The 16,548-nt window shown below is 70.9% G+C and carries 9 protein-coding genes; 6 read left to right on the forward strand and 3 right to left on the reverse strand.

What is annotated here, in order from left to right:
- Positions 1 to 53 precede the first annotated feature (53 nt).
- The gene (locus ACFQ87_RS29440; RefSeq protein ID WP_380613875.1) at positions 54 to 2,603 is read right to left on the reverse strand and encodes a DUF262 domain-containing protein; all 2,550 of its coding nucleotides are present in this window, start codon (positions 2,601 to 2,603) and stop codon (positions 54 to 56) included.
- Between the two features lie 161 nt (positions 2,604 to 2,764).
- Here ACFQ87_RS29440 and ACFQ87_RS29445 point away from each other — a divergent pair, with 161 nt between their 5' ends.
- From ACFQ87_RS29445 to ACFQ87_RS29455, 3 genes are read left to right on the forward strand one after another with little or no spacing between them, the layout of a single operon-like run.
- The gene (locus tag ACFQ87_RS29445; RefSeq protein ID WP_380613876.1) at positions 2,765 to 3,037 is read left to right on the forward strand and encodes a hypothetical protein; all 273 of its coding nucleotides are present in this window, start codon (positions 2,765 to 2,767) and stop codon (positions 3,035 to 3,037) included.
- Positions 3,030 to 3,623, forward strand: a complete 594-nt coding sequence (locus ACFQ87_RS29450) for a DUF6879 family protein (protein ID WP_380613877.1) — start codon at positions 3,030 to 3,032, stop codon at positions 3,621 to 3,623. The genes ACFQ87_RS29445 and ACFQ87_RS29450 overlap by 8 nt, the downstream gene beginning before the upstream one ends.
- A gap of 3 nt (positions 3,624 to 3,626) precedes the next feature.
- Positions 3,627 to 6,032: an ATP-binding protein gene (locus ACFQ87_RS29455; protein WP_380613878.1), complete on the forward strand. Its 2,406-nt coding sequence runs from the start codon at positions 3,627 to 3,629 to the stop codon at positions 6,030 to 6,032.
- A gap of 1 nt (position 6,033) precedes the next feature.
- On the opposite strand, the gene ACFQ87_RS29460 is transcribed toward ACFQ87_RS29455, so the two are convergent.
- Positions 6,034 to 6,783: a methionyl-tRNA formyltransferase gene (locus ACFQ87_RS29460; protein ID WP_380613879.1), complete on the reverse strand. Its 750-nt coding sequence runs from the start codon at positions 6,781 to 6,783 to the stop codon at positions 6,034 to 6,036.
- A 336-nt stretch (positions 6,784 to 7,119) separates the two neighbouring features.
- On the opposite strand from ACFQ87_RS29460, the gene drmA reads away from it, so the two are divergent.
- Genes drmA through drmC form a run of 3 tightly spaced genes read left to right on the forward strand, consistent with a single transcriptional unit; the run spans position 7,120 to position 13,501 of the window.
- Complete coding sequence (gene drmA / locus ACFQ87_RS29465) at positions 7,120 to 10,815, forward strand: DISARM system helicase DrmA (protein WP_380613902.1); 3,696 nt, start codon at positions 7,120 to 7,122, stop codon at positions 10,813 to 10,815.
- Positions 10,812 to 12,719: a DrmB family protein gene (drmB, locus tag ACFQ87_RS29470; protein WP_380613880.1), complete on the forward strand. Its 1,908-nt coding sequence runs from the start codon at positions 10,812 to 10,814 to the stop codon at positions 12,717 to 12,719. Before drmA ends, drmB begins: the two co-directional genes overlap by 4 nt.
- Entirely contained in the window at positions 12,716 to 13,501 is a 786-nt protein-coding gene (gene drmC / locus ACFQ87_RS29475; RefSeq protein ID WP_380613881.1) for a DISARM system phospholipase D-like protein DrmC, read from the forward strand. Before drmB ends, drmC begins: the two co-directional genes overlap by 4 nt.
- A 33-nt stretch (positions 13,502 to 13,534) precedes the next feature.
- Here the strand turns inward: drmC and ACFQ87_RS29480 are convergent, their stop codons facing one another.
- On the reverse strand, positions 13,535 to 16,531 hold the full coding sequence (locus ACFQ87_RS29480) for a pPIWI_RE module domain-containing protein (RefSeq protein ID WP_380613882.1): 2,997 nt from the start codon (positions 16,529 to 16,531) through the stop codon (positions 13,535 to 13,537).
- Between the last annotated feature and the right edge of the window lie 17 nt (positions 16,532 to 16,548).

The following is a 16,548-nucleotide window of genomic DNA, read 5'->3' on the forward strand; positions in this document are numbered from 1 at the left end:
GCCATGCGCCGAGCCGAGTTCCCCAACTCGGCTCGGCGGCAAGGTAATCAGGCTCAGGTTCGCTGCGCGAGCTCCAGCGCCGCCGTGTGGACGAACCACTCCAGCACCGCGCAGATCTCCTCCGGGTGGTCGGCGAACACCTGGAGCGGGAAGGACGGGCGAAGGTCCAGCTTCGCCTCCGCCAGCTCGATCCCGTCGATCTCGTTCAACCGCCGCAGCAGCTCCCGTCGCACCTCGGTGTCGTCGAACGGGCTCCGGTCCTTCAGGTACTGGAAGACCACCTCCGCCGTTCCCGCCACCGGGTAGAGCGCGAGCGGCCACAGCAGGTGCGGCTGCGAAGGAGTCCCGGTGTCGAGCATCGGGAAGCAGCTGGTCTCGTCAGCCTGGCCGTAGTCGAAGACGCCGCCCTGCCGTTCCCAGAAGTGCAGCGCGGACAGCACTCCCGTCGCCACTGCCGAGGTCTGGTTCTCGGACAGCTGAGTACGGAAGCGCTCGGCAGCCGCGGCGTTCTCGGTGTCGGGCAGCGGGTCGTGCAGGCTGTCCGACGGCAGGTCGCGCCCGAGCAGGGCGGCCAGTTCGGGGGCGGTCAGCCGGCACGACCGGTGGGCGCGGTCGGCGTTGTCGAAGGGGAGGCCCTCCTGCTCCAGCAGCTCCTGCGGAGTCTCCGTCCGGCCGTCGAGCCAGCGGAAGCCGGGGGAGACCCGGCCGTCCGAGTTCAGTACCCGGTACGCCCCGATCACCCCGGGCTTGGTGGCCAGGTGGTTGCCCACCCCGATCGCGTGGAGACCGATCAGCTCCCCGACATCGCCGTACGAGGTCCAGGTGCCGCTGGGCATCGCGACCAGGGCCGCCCGCAGCTCCGCCCAGCCCGACCACTCGTCCCCGACCGTCTTCACCGACCCGATGGGAGCCGGCCACAGCCCGATCGCCCGCTCGGCGAGCCGGTCTGCCCGGGCGAGGATCTCCGCCTTGCCCCAGCGTTCCTCGGCGGCGATCTCCTGGTTCATCCGCAGCGCACTCGCGTCGAGGATCTGCTGCTTCCGCTGGAAGGGGTGGTTGGAGAGCTTCGAGTTGTCGCCCGACAGCGTCAGGTTGCCGAGGGTGTGCACCAGCAGGTCGTGCAGCTCCTTCGGGCTCTGGCCGTCCTCCGTCTCCTCCGCGAGCAGATCGAACCAGGCCTGCGCCGGGCGCTGGGGCAGCACGTGCTCCACCGACAGCGACGCCTTCTCGAAGTCCACCGGCTCACTTGCCGCGTGGCTCTCCTCCAGCCGCCGCAGCACCTGGAAGCGCTGGGTGGAACGCCCGCTCCAGTAGAACGGCTTGGTGCGGATCGCCTCGCGCAGATCCTCGTCGGAGGGCCACTTGCGCCGGCGGCCGGAGAGCAGTCGGCGTACTGCCTCCGCCACCGGGCGGTCGGCCTCCAGTTCCCTGGGCGCGTCCATGAAGATCCGGTTGAGGTTGTTCGTCGGGACCTGGCAGATCATCCGGCGGACCAGGTACGACTCGACGTAGCCCAGCGCCTCTGCGGCCTCCTCCGCCGTGGCCTCTTCGGCGTCGACGAGGTCGAGCAGGTGGAGCGCGAGCGGATAGTAGGTCTGGCTGCCCCACGCCCCCAGACGCTCCAGGATGATGCGCAGTGCGGCTGAACCCTCCCGCTCCGGCTTGAGGATGCGCAGAAGGCGCTCGCCGCGCTCCGCGAGCAGTCTGATCTCCTGCTCCAATGCCTCCTCGTCGTTCTTGCACGCATCGAGCCGCTTCTGCTGCTGGCGGTAGATGTCGCTCTGCTTGGCCTTGCCGTGCCCGCGCACCACCAGGTCGAGCCAGACCAGGAGTTCGAGGTTCTCCGGCCCGAGATCCTGCTGCATCGGCAGCCACAGTTCCCGGTAGACGCGCTCCCCGTGTTCCGGCAGCAGGCTGAAGACGTAGTTGCGCAGCAGGTCGCTCTGGCTGAGGCCGACGCCGGTGTTGTTGATGGATTCGAAGATCCGGTAGACGTTGTCGCCTTCCTCGGCGGAGATCTCGACGATCGAAAGCAGGTCCTTGAGGACGGTCTCGACCGCGCCAACCCCTTCCGCTCCGCGCTCCTCCCGCATGTCTTCCAAGACGCCGAGGAAGAAGCGGTATGCGCAGCCGATGTTGTCCGCGCCTCCGGCCTTGGGCGACGATTCCACGCAGGCGGTGTACGCATCCCGGTCAGCCTGGGTGGGCAACAGGCGGTAGCGGTCGAGGCCTGTCTTGTTGAACTCGTTGATCAGGATCTGCCGGTGGACCCGGTCGGCGTCGTCCTCGGCCCCGGTGCCCTTGTAGTGGTCGCGCAGTGCAGTGAAGGCGAGCATCAGGGTGGTGAGCCGCTGTTGCCCGTCGACCACCAGCCAGCGCTGGACGCCGCCGGCCTGGATGTGGCCCTGCGCGAGGACGACCGAACCGAGGAAGTGCCGGGCCGGTGAACTGCCGGCCAGGTGAAGCTCGACCAGCTCGGACACGTCCTCCCAGAGGCGCTGCAGATCCTTCTGCTTCCAGCTGTAGGTGCGCTGGTAGAGCGGCACTTGGAACTGCTTCTGGCCCTGGACCAAATTGAGGAACGTGATCTCCTGCGCGCGCATGTCTCCCCTTCACCCGGTCGTGCAAGGACGAGCGTGTCCGGCACTGGCCGACAGCGTAGGGGTGCGGTAGGACAACCGCAGGATCTGGGTGTTGTTGACGCGCGGTCGGCAGCGTCTGTACTTTGTGTAGTCAACCGTTCACGCAACATTCTGGAGGCGTGATGAGTCAACCCTGGGATGCGGATCCGGATGCCATACTGACCCGGCGTTTGGGCAAGTCGCCGGCCGAACTGGGCACCACGGACAGCCGGGACGGCTGTCCCGACATCTGGGAACTCGACAACGGCGACATCGCGGTCATCGGCCGGGATCTGACCGAGGTCTACCGGGCGGCTGGACTCCCTCAAGGCATGGCGATCAATGAGCGGGAGCATCTCGTGGTCATCCCCAGGATCACGCTCCTCTCCGCGAAGGAGGACCTGCCGGATGCGTGACCTCCTCGGTGGTGTGCCGGGTGACCGGCTCCCCCAGGCCGAGTACAAAGCCGACTTCCGCCGGCGGGACTTCGCGGTCGACGGCTACGACTCGTGGAAGCTGGAACGCCGGCAGGAGTTCCAGGAGCCGCAGAACGCCAGTTGGCGCGCCTACTTCGGAGGGAACCGGGCGGAGGCGCTGGAAGTGATCGAGGCCGGGCGCGATGATCTGCTCCAGCTCTCCCGTCTTGCCGCCGACCACGATTGCCGGCTGTTGCGCGTGCGCGTCGTCGAGTTCCCGCTCACTCCCTATCTGGAGTGGGAGCTGCAATCGCTGCGGGTGCGCGCCGAGTGCGGGGAATTGATCCGTGTGGTCGGCCCCGAGTTGATTGCCCCGCACGAACTGGACGGACCGCTTCCGGAACTCGTCACCTTGGGGTCGGACACCGTCTACGACATCACGTACGACGCCGCCGGCCTTGCTGACGGCGCGACCCGCTACCTGGACCGCGCGACCAGGGACCGGGTCGCGGAGTTCATCTCCCGCCTGTACGACCAGGGCGAGGGCATCGAGAGCTTCATGGCCCGGCAGCCAGTGGAGCGTTGAGGAGTGGAGCGAGAGGTCCCCGAGGCGTCCCCCGGCAGCACCAGTTCATCGCTGTCGGGGTCGTCCGCCGGCAACGTCGTTCAGGCCCGGGACATCCAGGGACCGGTTCACTTCCACACCTCGCCATCGGCCAACCGGCACGGCGAACCCGTTCCCCGGCAACTGCCCACGGACGTCCGCGGTTTCGTCAACCGGACCGTGGAGCAGGAAGCCATGGACCGCCTCCTGGCTGAGCACCCGCCGGCCGCACAGGTTCTGGTGCTCACCGGCACAGCTGGAGTGGGCAAGACCTCGCTGGCCCTGCACTGGGCGCACGCTGTCCGGGAGCACTTCCCGGACGGGCAGCTGTACGTGAACCTGCGCGGCTACGACCCACAGGAACCCATCGCTCCCGCACAGGTGCTGGAGCGTTTCCTGCGCGCTCTGGATGTCCCCGCTGCGGCGATCCCCACCGACCCCGAGGCTATGGCATCGACCTATCGGTCTCTGGTGGCCGGCCGTCGGATGCTGATCATGCTCGACAACGCCTCACGCGCTGCTCAGGTCCGTCCCCTGCTGCCCGGTGTGCCCGGGTGTCTGGTGGTGGTGACGAGCCGCCATCGCCTGTCGGGCCTCGGCGTTCGGGAGGGCGCGCGGCATCTGACCCTGGAGGTGTTGGCGGAGCAGGACGCCGTCGAGCTTCTGCGAGCGGTGACGTCGGACTATCGCACTGCGGACGATCCAGTCGAACTTGCCCAGCTGGCACGACTCTGCGCGCGCCTGCCACTGGCCTTGCGCATTGCGGCCGAACGCGCGGCAGGTCGGCCGCGGATGCTGCTGAACGACCTGATACAGGACCTCCGCGACGAATCCAGCCTGTGGGACGCACTGTCCAGTGAGGACGAGGAGGAGTCGGAGGCGGTTCGCTCGGTCTTCGCATGGTCGTACCGGGCGCTGCCAGCCGACGCGGCACGGCTGTTCCGCATGCTCGGCCTTCATCCGACCGGGGAGTTCAGCACTTCGGCTGCCGCAGCACTTGTGGCGAGCAGTGCCCGGCAGACGCGTCGTTTGCTGGATGGGCTCGTGGCGTCCCACATGGTCGAGCAGACCGCCCCGGACCGCTACCGGTTCCACGACCTGTTGCGCGCCTACGCCACCGACCAGGCGCGGCACGAGCAGGAGCCGGAGGAGAGCGAGCAGGCGGTCCGGCGGGTGCTGACCTGGTATCTGCACACGGCTGATGCGGCTCAGGCGCGAATCGCTCCCCACGAGCCCCGGGTCCGGTTGACGCCACTCGACCCCGAGGTGGAGCCGACGGTCTTCGGTGACGAAGCCGCCGCGGTGCAATGGTTCGAGACGGAACGCGAGAACCTCGCGGCTGCCGTCCGGACCGGCTTTGCCCTCGGGTTGGACGAGTACGTCTGGCAACTCGCCATCGTCCTCCGCGCTTTCTACATGCAGCGCAATACCTTCCAGGACTGGTTCGCGACCTCGCGCCTGGGCCTGGAGGCCGCGCGGCGCGGCGACGACCGGCACGCGCAGGCGGAGCTGCACGAGAGTCTGGGCATGGCGTACACCCAGTCCAGCCGCCTCGATCAGGCCTCCGAACAGTACGAGGCGGCGCTGACCATCCGCCGTGAGCTGGACGATCCGGCAGGCGAAGCCCTGACCCTCAACGGACTCGGCCTTCTCCAGCTGCGCAGACATCAACTTCCCGGTGCCCAGGAGGCTTTCGAGCGATCCCGTGCGCTGTTCCAGGCCCTCGACGACACCTACTGGGAGCCGCGGACGGCGGTCAACCTAGCCGAGGTCCAGGCGGCGCTTGGCTGCCTCGCGGACGCGGAGCGGATGGCTCGCGCCGGCCTGGAGTCGTTCCGCGAGGCGGCCGATCGTCGGGCTGAGGGCAACGGGCTGCGAATCCTCAGCATGATCCAGCTCGAAGACGGCCGGCTGGACGAGGCCTTGGAGAGCGCTCAGCGCGCCGTCGACCTCGCGGTGGACCTCAACAGCACCGTTGCGGAAGCGTACTGGCTGACCCAACTCGGACATGCCCAACGTGCGGTGGGCCGACCCACCGACGCCCTCGCCTCCTACCAGCGCGCCGCCGTCCTGCAACGGAGCCTCGGCGACCGCAGCCGCGAAGCACTCGCCTGGGACGGCGCCGGTCTGGCGTACCTCGAACTCGGCCGGGCCCAGGAGGCGAGCGAGTTCCATCGCCGTGCCGTGGCCGTACACCGTGACCTGGGCGACCGGTGGCAGTGGGCGGTGGCCCTCTGCCACCTCGCTGAGGCGGCAGAGGCCATGGGTGAGACATCGGATGTGGCGCGGCAGCACAGGCGCGAGGCGTTGACCCTGCTCGGCGACTTCACCGATCCGGGTGCGCGGCGCCTGCGCGACCGGTTGACGAGCGCCTTGGGGGACGGCGCCTGAGTCAGCCCGCAGAAAGCCAGACGTCCCGCGCTGGAACGGGGACCGACTCCACGATCCACAGCGGGCCGTCCGCGCACTCCATGCGCGCACCGTCACCAGGCGCGGTACGGGACTTGAGGACGGCCACCCAGCGGCCGTCGACCACGGCAAGGGGGCCGGGTACGGCGAACAGCCCGAACCGGAAGGTGCGGACGAGATTGTGGATGTCCCGGCGGCTTGCCGACCAGTCGATGACCGCGTGCTGCGGCCCCATCATGCTCTCGTAGCCCGCCCCTTCCCGCCCCTGCTCAGTTCCTGCGTGACCGGTGGCCGCCAACCCCAGGGCTTCCGACAGCAGTTCGCGGGAAAGCGCCTGGATCTCCGCGAACACGCTGTCGCCGTCCAAGTCGTCCGGAAGCGCGACTCCTCCGCGCTGGACGAGGATCCGTCCGGTGTCGAAGGACTGGTCCATCCAGTGGATCGTCACGCCGGTCTCGGGATCGCCGTGCCGGACGGCCCAGTGGATCGGCATCGGGCCGCGATGGCGCGGCAGCAGGGAGGGGTGGACGTTCAGCACGCCGAGGCGCGGAACGCTCAGGACCTCCGCCGGCAGTTTCCACGGGAACCCGTTGCAGACCACCAGGTCCGGCCGGTAGCCGGACAGTGCGCGGGCCAGACCGGCGGTGCTGCGCGGAAGCAGTAGGTCGACGCCCGACGGCAGTTGCGAGAGAGCGTCGCTGACCACTGCCCCTGTCGCGGATGCGGCGCACACGTAGGCGACGGTCTCATGGTCTGCCTCGGCGCACGGGGCTTGGACGTTGGCGAACCCCATCGCGCTTGAGGACATGAGAACGACCCGCAAACGATTCCGCACCGTGCCTCCTACCGGAAAAACTGTGAACTAAGTCAATCGGTGAATATATGGTTCTTGGAGGAAGTCTCGGCGCCGCGCAGTAGGCTCGCCGTACTCGGTCATCCTCCCGAAGGGGCAGCTCACTTCATGTCCGCCCAGCCCTCTCCGGCGCCCGTCCCGCATCCGCTGGACGACGTGCCGCAGACCTTCCTCTCCGGCGACTCCTACGACGCCCGCTAGGCCCTCGAAAACTACATCAGGCGCGACCTGCTCGGGCCCTGGGACGGCAACACGGAGGAGCTGCCGCAGCGCTCGGCCGGCCCGCGCGACCGCTACCTCGTCGGGATGCTCGGCCCCCGCCCCGCCGACGAGACCTCGGCCCGGACAGCCCGGAACGCCGCACAGCTCGCCGACGTCGAACCCGGGAGCGACGCGGACCGCGGTGACACCGAGCCGGCCGACCTGCTGACCCCGCAGGCGGCCGGGCGGATCTGGGCCTCGTCCATGGGGCTGTCGTTCACCGTCCCGGCCGCGATCGGCACGCTCACGGTCACGGCGAAGTGGGGGCGCTACTCCCTGACCGAGGCCCTCACCGACGACGAGCGAACCCGCCGGGTGTGGGCACGTGAACCGGTGGAGAAGCCCGAGGACATCGACGTGACCGGCATCGGCGACCGCCGCGTCGTCCTGGAGGGCGACTCGGCGGACGGGCCGTGCGTGCGCCTGGACGTCAAGGTGCGGCAGCGGACCGGCGGGGCGGGCGGCGAGGACCTGCGGGTGGTCGAGGTGGCCCTCGTCAACCAGCTGGAGGATTCCGTCGACCGAAAGGACGCCAACTGGCTGTTCCAGACCGAGCTCGACGTCACCGCCTTCGCCGACGCCGAGGCAGCGGTCTTCCTCCCCGTCGACGACCCACTCGCCCCGGGCGCGGCCGGCGCGCACGAGGACGACGAGGAGAACCGGCTCCGGCTGCTCTACCGCGACAGCCTGCGCCACGCGGTGGGTCGCAACGTCGCGGTCCACGCCGAGGTCCGGGCGGGCGAGCGCCGCGCCCACCGGCTGACCACCACCTGGCTGCCCGCGTACGACGTCGCCGCTACCACGGCCCCCAGGATCGAGGAGCAGCCGCTGCTCACCGGCCTGGAGCTCGGCATGGACGAGCTCGCCGAACTCGCGGTGCCCGCCCGGCGCAAGGAACTCCGGGCAGCGCTCGCCCCGCTCGCGGACGGCTATGACACTTGGCTCCAGGAGCAGCGCGAGCGCGTTCCGTCGCTGCCCGAGGACCTGCGTGCAACGGCGGAGTTCGCCGTGAAGCAGGCCGAGGGGATCTGTCACCGGATCACGCTCGGCATCGACGCGCTCGACACGGACGACATCGCACTGGAGGCCTTCCGCTTCGCCAACCGGGCGATGGCGCTCCAGCGCCGGAACACCGCCATCGCTGCCGCCCGCGCCGGACACGAGGACGACCAGGCCTCGTACCGGCCGGCGTACGACAAGGTGCACGCGAAGGGCAAGGAGGGTGCGAGCTGGCGTCCCTTCCAGCTGGCCTTCGTCCTGCTCAACCTCGCCTCGCTCTCCCGCTCCGGCCACCCGGACCGCGGCGCCGACGCCAACGCCGTCGTCGACCTGCTGTTCTTCCCGACCGGTGGTGGCAAGACCGAGGCGTACCTGGGCCTCGCCGCCTACACCTTCGCGCTGCGCCGGCTCCAGGGCGTGATCGGTACCGGCCCCGACGCACGCAGCGGCGAGGCCGGGGTCGGCGTGCTGATGCGGTACACCCTGCGGCTGCTGACGGCCCAGCAGTTCCAGCGAGCCGCAGCCTTGGTCGCCGCCGCCGAGGTGCTGCGCCGGGAGGCCTACGCGGGCGGTGACCTGCGCTGGGGCGAGACCCCGTTCCGGATCGGCCTGTGGGTGGGGACCTCCGTTTCGCCGAACTGGTTCACCGAGGCCCGGGAGCAGATCGCCGGGGCGAAGGAGAGCGCCGACGACAAGTACGCCCGGGTGATCCAGGTGCTCAGCTGCCCCTGGTGCGGGTCGGGCCTGACGGCCCACCGCAACATGGAGTACGACGAGCGCCGGCGGCGCGTCCTGCTCTACTGCCCGCGCGGGGAGGGCGAGGACCACTGCCCGTTCTCCCGGAAGGGCGCCAAGGACGAGGGCATCCCTGTCCTCACGGTGGATGAGGAGATCTACCGGCTGGCGCCCGCCATGCTCATCGCGACCGTCGACAAGTTCGCCCAGCTGCCGTGGAACGGCTACGCCGGCCTGCTGTTCGGGCGGGTCACCGAGCTCTGCCCACTCCACGGGTACCGCCACGACGACCTCGACGAGCAGACCAAGTGTCGGCCCCGCCACCGGGGCGAGCAGCCCGCCAAGGCGGTCACGCGCCTGCGCCCGCCGGACCTGATCATCCAGGACGAGCTGCACCTGATCTCGGGCGCGCTCGGCACCACCGTGGGCCTCTTCGAGGCGGCCGTCGACCAGCTGTGCAGCTGGGCCTTCACGGATGAGAAGGGCGTCCGGCGTGAGGTCGGACCGAAGATCGTGGCGTCCACTGCGACCACCAAGCGCGCCGCCGACCAGGTGCGGGGCGTCTTCGGCCGCAAGATCGCGGTGTTCCCGCCACAGGTGCTGGATGTCGGCGACACCTTCTTCTCCCGGCAGGTCGAGGTCAGCCGGACCGACCCGGGCCGTCGCTACCTCGGCGTCTGCGCCCACGGCACCAGGCTCAAGGCCGCCGAGATCCGGGTCGCGGAGATCCTGCTGCTCGGGGCGCAGCAGGTCTTCGACGACTACGGGGACCAGGGCGACCCGTACATGACCCTGGTCGGGTACTTCAACGCCACCCGTGAGCTGGCCGGCATGCGCCGCTACCTCGACGACGACATCACCACCCGGGTGCGAGCCAACGGCAGTCGCAAGGGGCACGAGCAGATCGCCAACCGCATCGTCGGCCGGACCGGCATGCTGACCATCCAGGAGCTCACCTCCCGGATCTCCTCCTCCGAGATCAGCGCGACCCTCAAGCGCCTTGAGGGCGGCTTCGACCCGGAGCGGGACACCAGCGAGCGCCGCAGGGCGCTGATCGTCGAGGCGATCGCCGCGAGGAAGGAGAAACGTCCGGAACGCGTTCCTTACACGCCCAAGCAGGCGGTCGACGTGGTGCTCGCCACCTCGATGCTCCAGGTCGGCGTGGACGTCTCCCGGTTCGGGCTGATGCTGGTGATCGGCCAGCCCAAGAACACCGCCGAGTACATCCAGGCCTCCTCCCGCGTCGGCCGTGACCCGGCCCGCCCCGGGCTCGTGGTCACCCTCTACAACTGGTCACGGCCGCGGGACTTGGCCCACTTCGAGGACTTCAAGCACTACCACGCCACCTTCTACCGCCAGGTGGAGGCCCTGTCCGTCACCCCGTTCACCCGCCGGGCGCTCGACCGGGGCACCGCGCCGACGTACATCGCCGCGCTGCGCCAGGCCGCGTACGAGCACTCGCGCAACACGGACGCCCACACGGTGGACCTCGACGGCGAGATCGCGGCGGAGGTGGAACGGCGCCTGCTGGACCGGGCGGAGGCGGTCGGCGGGCCGCGTGCCCGGGGCTACCTCGCCGAGCGCATCGACGTGCTCAAGGACGCCTGGGCCGGTAAGCGCGAGGGCAGCGCGACGCTCGGCTACCGCAACGAGAAGAAGAAGGACACCCTGGTGGCGCCGCTACTGCGCCGCGCGGACGGTGCCCGGTGGGACTCCCTCACGGTCCCGATGTCGATGCGCGAGACCGAGAACGAGATCAACCTGCTGCTGCCCGGCGGCGGGAGGCTGATGGACCTGTCCACCAACGGCGGGCCGGAGTGGGCCTTCGGGCCCGGTGACGACGGTTCGGACACCACGGTCGACGCCGACGAGTACGGAGACACCGCCGCTGCGGCGACGAGGAAGGGACAGCGATGAGCAACGGCTACTTCCGCCGGGTCGGGGCGGTGCGTCCCAGCCACCTCATGTTCACGGCCGGGGTGGGCGCCCTCATCGACCTGCCCAACTTCTCGGTGCTGGTCCAGGGGCTGGAACCGTGGAGCCACACCGGCCTGACCGACTACGTCATCGACGAGCCGCGCCTGCGCGCGGCCGTCAACCGCTCGCTGCAGCTCTACGGCCGGGAGCAGGTCACGGAGCTGCGGTCGGCGCCGTGGGACGAGGCGGCCGACAACGCCAAGGACTGGGCCAGCCAGGGGGTCGGCGTGCCCGTCACACCGTTCCCGCAGTGGCTGCGGTGCACGGCCTGCAACCTGCTCGCGCCGGTCGACTCGGAGGCCTTCAGGTTCGTCAACAGCAACCCGAGGACCCCGCACGAGGCGAAGTTCGTCCACGACTGCACGCAGGGCCGCAGGAAGCCGCTCGCCGTCGCCGCCCGCTTCACCCTGGTGTGCACCGCGGGGCACCTCGACGAGTTCCCCTACACGCCGTTCGTGCACGGCGGCGGAGCCTGCCCGACGGCGCCGCGGCCGCTGCTGCGGATGAAGGACCACGGCGGTAACCAGGCCGCCAACGTGACCATCGAGTGCGTGGGCTGTGGGGCCAAGCGCAACATCCGGGACGCGATGGGCGAGCGGGGGCGCCGCAACCTGCCCGCCTGCCGTGGACGTCACCCGCATCTCGGCGCGTTCTTCGAGTACAACGGCTGCGACCGCGAGGCGACCCTGATGGTCGCGGGCGCGTCCAACCAGTGGTTCCCGATGACGTTGAGCGCCCTCGCGCTCCCGCCGGGCGAGAACGACAAGCTCGCGGAGCTGGTCGAAGAACGGTGGGAGGAGGTCCAGCGCATCACCTCGCGTGACAACTACGACCTCCTTTCGTCCGTTCCCTCCCTCAGCTGGCTCAGGGATCTCGACCCGGATGCGCTGATCACGGAGGTCAAGTCCCGGGCCGCCGCGCTGAACGGTGAGGCACCGACCGGGGACGTGCGGCCCGCCGACCTCCTCGGCCCTGAGTGGGCCGTCCTCTCCGCTGAACGCCTCCCCACCGCCACGGAGGACTTCGCACTGGAGGCGGTGCCCGTCCCGGACACGCTGAAGGGGTTGTTCTCCGACGTCCGGCAGGTTGAGCGGCTGCGTGAGGCCCGGGCCCTCATCGGATTCACCCGGCTCGACGCACCCGATCCGGAGTCCCCGTCCTCCGAGATCGCCACCCCCGTGCGGCTCTCCCGGTCAGGTCTCGGCTGGGTTCCGGCCAGTGAGGTCCGCGGGGAGGGGATCTTCCTGCGGGTCCGGGACGACCTGATGGCCGACTGGGTGAGCCGGATGGAGAAGTCGCCGCAGATGGTCGCCCACCGGGAGGCCTTCGCCCGGTTCCGTACCAACCGCAGGAGCGACCGGCTCACCGGGCCGTTCGATCCGATGCACGGCTGGCCCGGGGAGCGCTACCTCGCCCTGCACACGCTGTCCCACCTGCTGATCCGCACCATCGCCCTGGAGTGCGGCTACAACTCGGCGAGCCTCGCCGAACGGATCTACGCCGGGGACGAGACCGACCCGAGGACCGGCATCCTGATCTACACGGCGGTACCCGACTCCGAGGGAACCCTGGGCGGACTCGTCTCGCTGGCCGAGGACCCGCACTTCGAACGGATCATCAGGACGGCACTGCGCAACGCCGCGCACTGCTCCTCCGACCCGCTGTGCGCCGAGCGCCTGCCGCACGCGCCGGCCGACTACCTGCACGGCGCGGCCTGCCACATCTGCCTGTTCGTCTCGGAGACCACCTGCGAGCGCGGCAACCGGTTCCTGGACCGCCGCTTCCTGGTGCCGCTCGGGGACGAGCCGGACGTGGTCCTCACGCCGGCCGAGCTGCTTTCGTGAGCAACCCGCGCTTCGAGGCCGCGGCCGCTTCGGCGGTCGCGGTCCTCGGCCCGCAGCGGGCCCGGACGTTGGCCGCGCTCATAGAACAGGGCCGGGGGCCGGAGTACGCGGCGGCCGAGTTCCCGTCGCCCCGCACCTCCGGGGAGATCAGGGAGGTGTACCGGACGATCCGGGCGGAGGACATACCCGGTGCCCTCGCGGCGGCCTACCTGCGCGGCCTCAGCGCCGCCTGGAGCGACCGGCGCGACCAGGCGGAGGTCAGGACCGTCTGGAGCGGCCCGAGCACGCCGGGAGTGCCGGTGCGGTCGACCGCCAGGGTTCTGACCGAGGTGGTGCGGAAGGCACGGACGGAGCTGCTGGCGATGACCTACTCGGCTCGCCCGTACCGCCCGTTGCTCCAGGCCCTCGCCGACGCGACGGCACGCGGGGTGGAGGTGCACGTCGTGGTCGAAACCCGGGAAGGGGCGGGAGGTCTGCTCGATGGACCGGAGCCGGCGGCCGCCTTCCGCTCCATGAGCGGACTGCGGCTCTGGCACTGGCCGGTCGACCGGCGCGAGCACCGGAGCGCCCGTCAGCACGCCAAGTTGGCCGTGGCGGACCGCCGGGTCCTGTTTCTGGGGAGCGCCAATCTCACGGAGTCCGGGGTGCGTCGCAACCTGGAGGCGGGCGTGGTCGTCCGGGGTGGGACGGCGCCCGAGCGGGCGGCCGAGCACATCAGGGCGTTGATGCGCCAGGGGACGCTGCAGCCGCTTCCGTTCCCGGAGTCATCCCGAACGAGGTGAGGCCCCGCCGCCGGCGGGGCCTCACTTTTCCCCCTAGCTGAGAACTGCATCCGTGGCGAACAGCGAGAGCTGCTCGGGGTCGCTGTCCGGTTCCGGGGCCTGGGCCAGGCCGGCAGCCTCGGCGGCATCCGGGTCGGTGTCGGCGGTCGGGTCGGTCGTCGTGTTCTCGTCGGCGAGGGTGGGGAGGACGTACTCCTGGGCGAGCCCGGCGAGGTGGAGCGGGAGCGGGAGACTCAGGGCGTCCGCGTGGTCCGGGGCCTGGCGCAGCTGGTGGACGGCCATGGCCAGCGCCTCCGGGTCGTCGCCGTCGGCCTGGTGGCAGCCGAGGACGGCGAGTTCGACCAGGCCCGGGTTCCATGCGGCCTTGTCGGTGTCGACGGTCAGCTCACCCTTGCGCGGGCCCGCCTGGAGCGGACGCGGGGCGAGCTTGTCCGCCTCCACCGCGGACTGCCGGAACTGCAGGGCCTTGGGCGTGGTCGACCAGAACACCCGGGCGGTGCCCTCGGCCACGGTCGGGTCGGTCCACAGGTCGGCCGGCAGGCCGTTCACGCCGTTGACCGGGTCGCGGTGCACGCCCCACCACTGGGCGGTCTCGCGCCCCCTGGCCGTGCGGACCCGGACGAGACGCAGGTCCGGATCGAGCCGCCGGACGGACAGCCCCGTGCGGATCCGGTCCTGTTCGGTCTGGCCGTCCTGCAGCCAGGTCCAGTGCGAGCGGCAGTTCTGGGCGTGGGCGAGCAGCAGGGTCGGCGTGCCGCGCAGCGAGCGGACCACCTTCTGCAGCCACTCCTCGGTTTCCTGCCGCTGTCGCTTCATGTCCTGCCACCACGACGGGCGTTCGGTCGGCTGCTCCTCACCGCCGCGCGGCGCCGGCACGGCGGCGGGCACCTCGGAGAGGGCGGTCAGCCGGAGCAGCAGCGCCGGGTACGGGATCCACCGGCCGGCGCCGTTGTCCGCCTTCCGATCCCAGCCCTCCACCCGCGCCAGGCCGGCGCCCGGGTGCGTCGGGACGACCCGGACGGCGACCGGCTCGTGGCCGGCCCAGCGGGTGCGGCTGCGGGCGTTCTTGCGGACCATCCACACCGCCGCGAACTGCAGGTCGTCGGGCAGCTGCTCACCCAGGTTGTGCTCGGGGTGGACCCGCGCACCGAGCTGCCGGAGCCCGTCGTCCCAGGCCTTGCGGGCGCGGAAGTCCGCGTTCTTCTCGCTGTTGTAGCCCTTCACCTTCTTGGGCACCGCCATGAACTGGGTCAGCACGCCGACGTCGGCGCACCCCAGGCGGAGCGCGAACTTGGGGTCGTGATCGGGCGTGGTGAAGTCCTCCCGGCGGTCGATCTCGACCAGGGCCAGGGACGGGACGGCGTCGGTGCGGTCGGCGCCGAGGAAGGCACGGGCCTCGCCCCGGCGGGCGCTGAGCGCTGCGGTGACGGCGGCGCGGGTGGGCCGCCCCTCGCCGAGCGACAGGTCGCCGGCGAGCGGTCCGGTCAGCTTGAGGCAGTGCAGCCGGACGGTCAGTTCGGAGGAGTCCCACTCCAGGACGGCGGGGCTGCCTGGGGCGGCGGATTCGTAGTCCTCGGCGGTCAGCCGCGTCCCGTCGTCCTTGAGACCGAGGTGGTCGACCAGGGCGGCGATGGCGGTGTCCCGCATCTCGGCGGTCTGCCACAGCAGCCGCGCCTCCAGCCGGGGCTGCCGGTCCGGCGCCCCGTTCACGCCGTCGGGGGCGGCGAAGGCATCGAGGGCATCGAGGGCGAAGGCCGCGCCGGTCCGTCGGGCCGCGGCCACGCGGACCTCCTCGGCGGCCTTCTCGACCTCCTTGGAGGGCTTGGCCGGGACGTTCACCGGCCTGCTGGTGGAGGCACGCCGCGAGTACTCCAGGGCCGGCGCGGGCCGGAGCTGCTCGGGCAACGCCTGCTCGGCCCAGCGGACGATCTGCGAGCGCTGGTTCGACATCAGCCCGGCGCCGACCTCGTGGCTGCCCATCGCGGTGCTGTACACCACACCGGCACGCATGTCTGCCAGCCAGTCCTCGGGTGCGCCCAGGACGGCGTCCGCGTCGGGGAACGGTTCGGTCAGTGACATGTCGGCCAGCATTCCGGCGGGTCCGCCGCCGACCCAGTCGATGCCCTTGGCCGCGCGGTTCCACTCCAGCCGCGCCACGGCGAAGCGCTCGCTCGCGGGCGCCCCGGGCAGCCATGGCACCCGGGGACGCAGCAGGACGGAGGTGCGGCGCCCGAAGGGCAGTCGCAGCCGCCCCGTGGTCGGGCTGGTGCGAGTCGCCCAGCGGCGGATGTGGGTGTGCACGTGCAGGCGGGGCAGCGGCTGGAACGGGACGGTGTGCAGGGTGACGTTGAGGACCACCGAGAACCACCAGGTCCGGTCGCCCTTCCCGTCCCAGGGCAGCGGCTGGGAGACCAGCTCGGCGCCCTGGTCGCGGGGGCCGCGCGGCACGGCGCGGAAGTGCAGCTTTCCGGCGCCGGAGTCGTACGGTTCCAGCGCGAGGATCCGGCGGGCCAGGTGGTCGGTCGTCAGCTGGAACTGGCGGGCCTCGGGCGCCGCGGTGCCGCCCTTGGTGGGCGGGCAGCGCAGCAGCTCCGCCTCGACCGGCTGCCACTGCGGCGGGTCCGCGGACAGCATCGCCTCGACCTCGCGGCGCTGGTCGCGGTGCTCACGCTCGGGGCGCAGGTCGCGCAGCCAGGCGGAGAGCAGGGCGCGCAGTGCCGGGCCCGGCAGCGGGTCGGCCACCTCGGCCGGGGTGTAGAGCCAGAAGTCCGGGGCCTCGTTCTTGTGGAAGGAGGGGCGGGGCCGGACGATCACGTCCGGGGCGAGGGCCTGGAGCACCTGGTCCAGCCTCCAGGTGGGGACCGTCCGGTAGGGCTCCGCCTGGGGCGACCGACCGGCGTTGCAGAGGTCGAGCAGCGCCTCGCGCCACTGCTCGGGGAACGGCAGGGCGCGGTAGTGGGCGGTGAGCGAGGATTCGGACGAGACCGGCGTCCAGGCGGCGGTGCGGATGGTCTGGTACTTCCTGGCCATGGTGGCCTCCGTTCGGG

It is taken from the genome of Kitasatospora sp. NPDC056531 (assembly GCF_042794375.1).
Taxonomy (GTDB): Bacteria; Actinomycetota; Actinomycetes; order Streptomycetales; family Streptomycetaceae; genus Kitasatospora.

Bases quoted from the DNA above. Each gene is read 5' to 3' on its own strand.
- ACFQ87_RS29440 (WP_380613875.1), bottom strand. From the start codon at position 2,603: ATGCGCGCGCAGGAGATCACGTTCCTCAATTTGGTCCAGGGCCAGAAG.
- ACFQ87_RS29445 (WP_380613876.1), top strand. From the start codon at position 2,765: ATGAGTCAACCCTGGGATGCGGATCCGGATGCCATACTGACCCGGCGT.
- ACFQ87_RS29450 (WP_380613877.1), top strand. From the start codon at position 3,030: ATGCGTGACCTCCTCGGTGGTGTGCCGGGTGACCGGCTCCCCCAGGCC.
- drmB (WP_380613880.1), top strand. From the start codon at position 10,812: ATGAGCAACGGCTACTTCCGCCGGGTCGGGGCGGTGCGTCCCAGCCAC.
- ACFQ87_RS29480 (WP_380613882.1), bottom strand. From the start codon at position 16,531: ATGGCCAGGAAGTACCAGACCATCCGCACCGCCGCCTGGACGCCGGTC.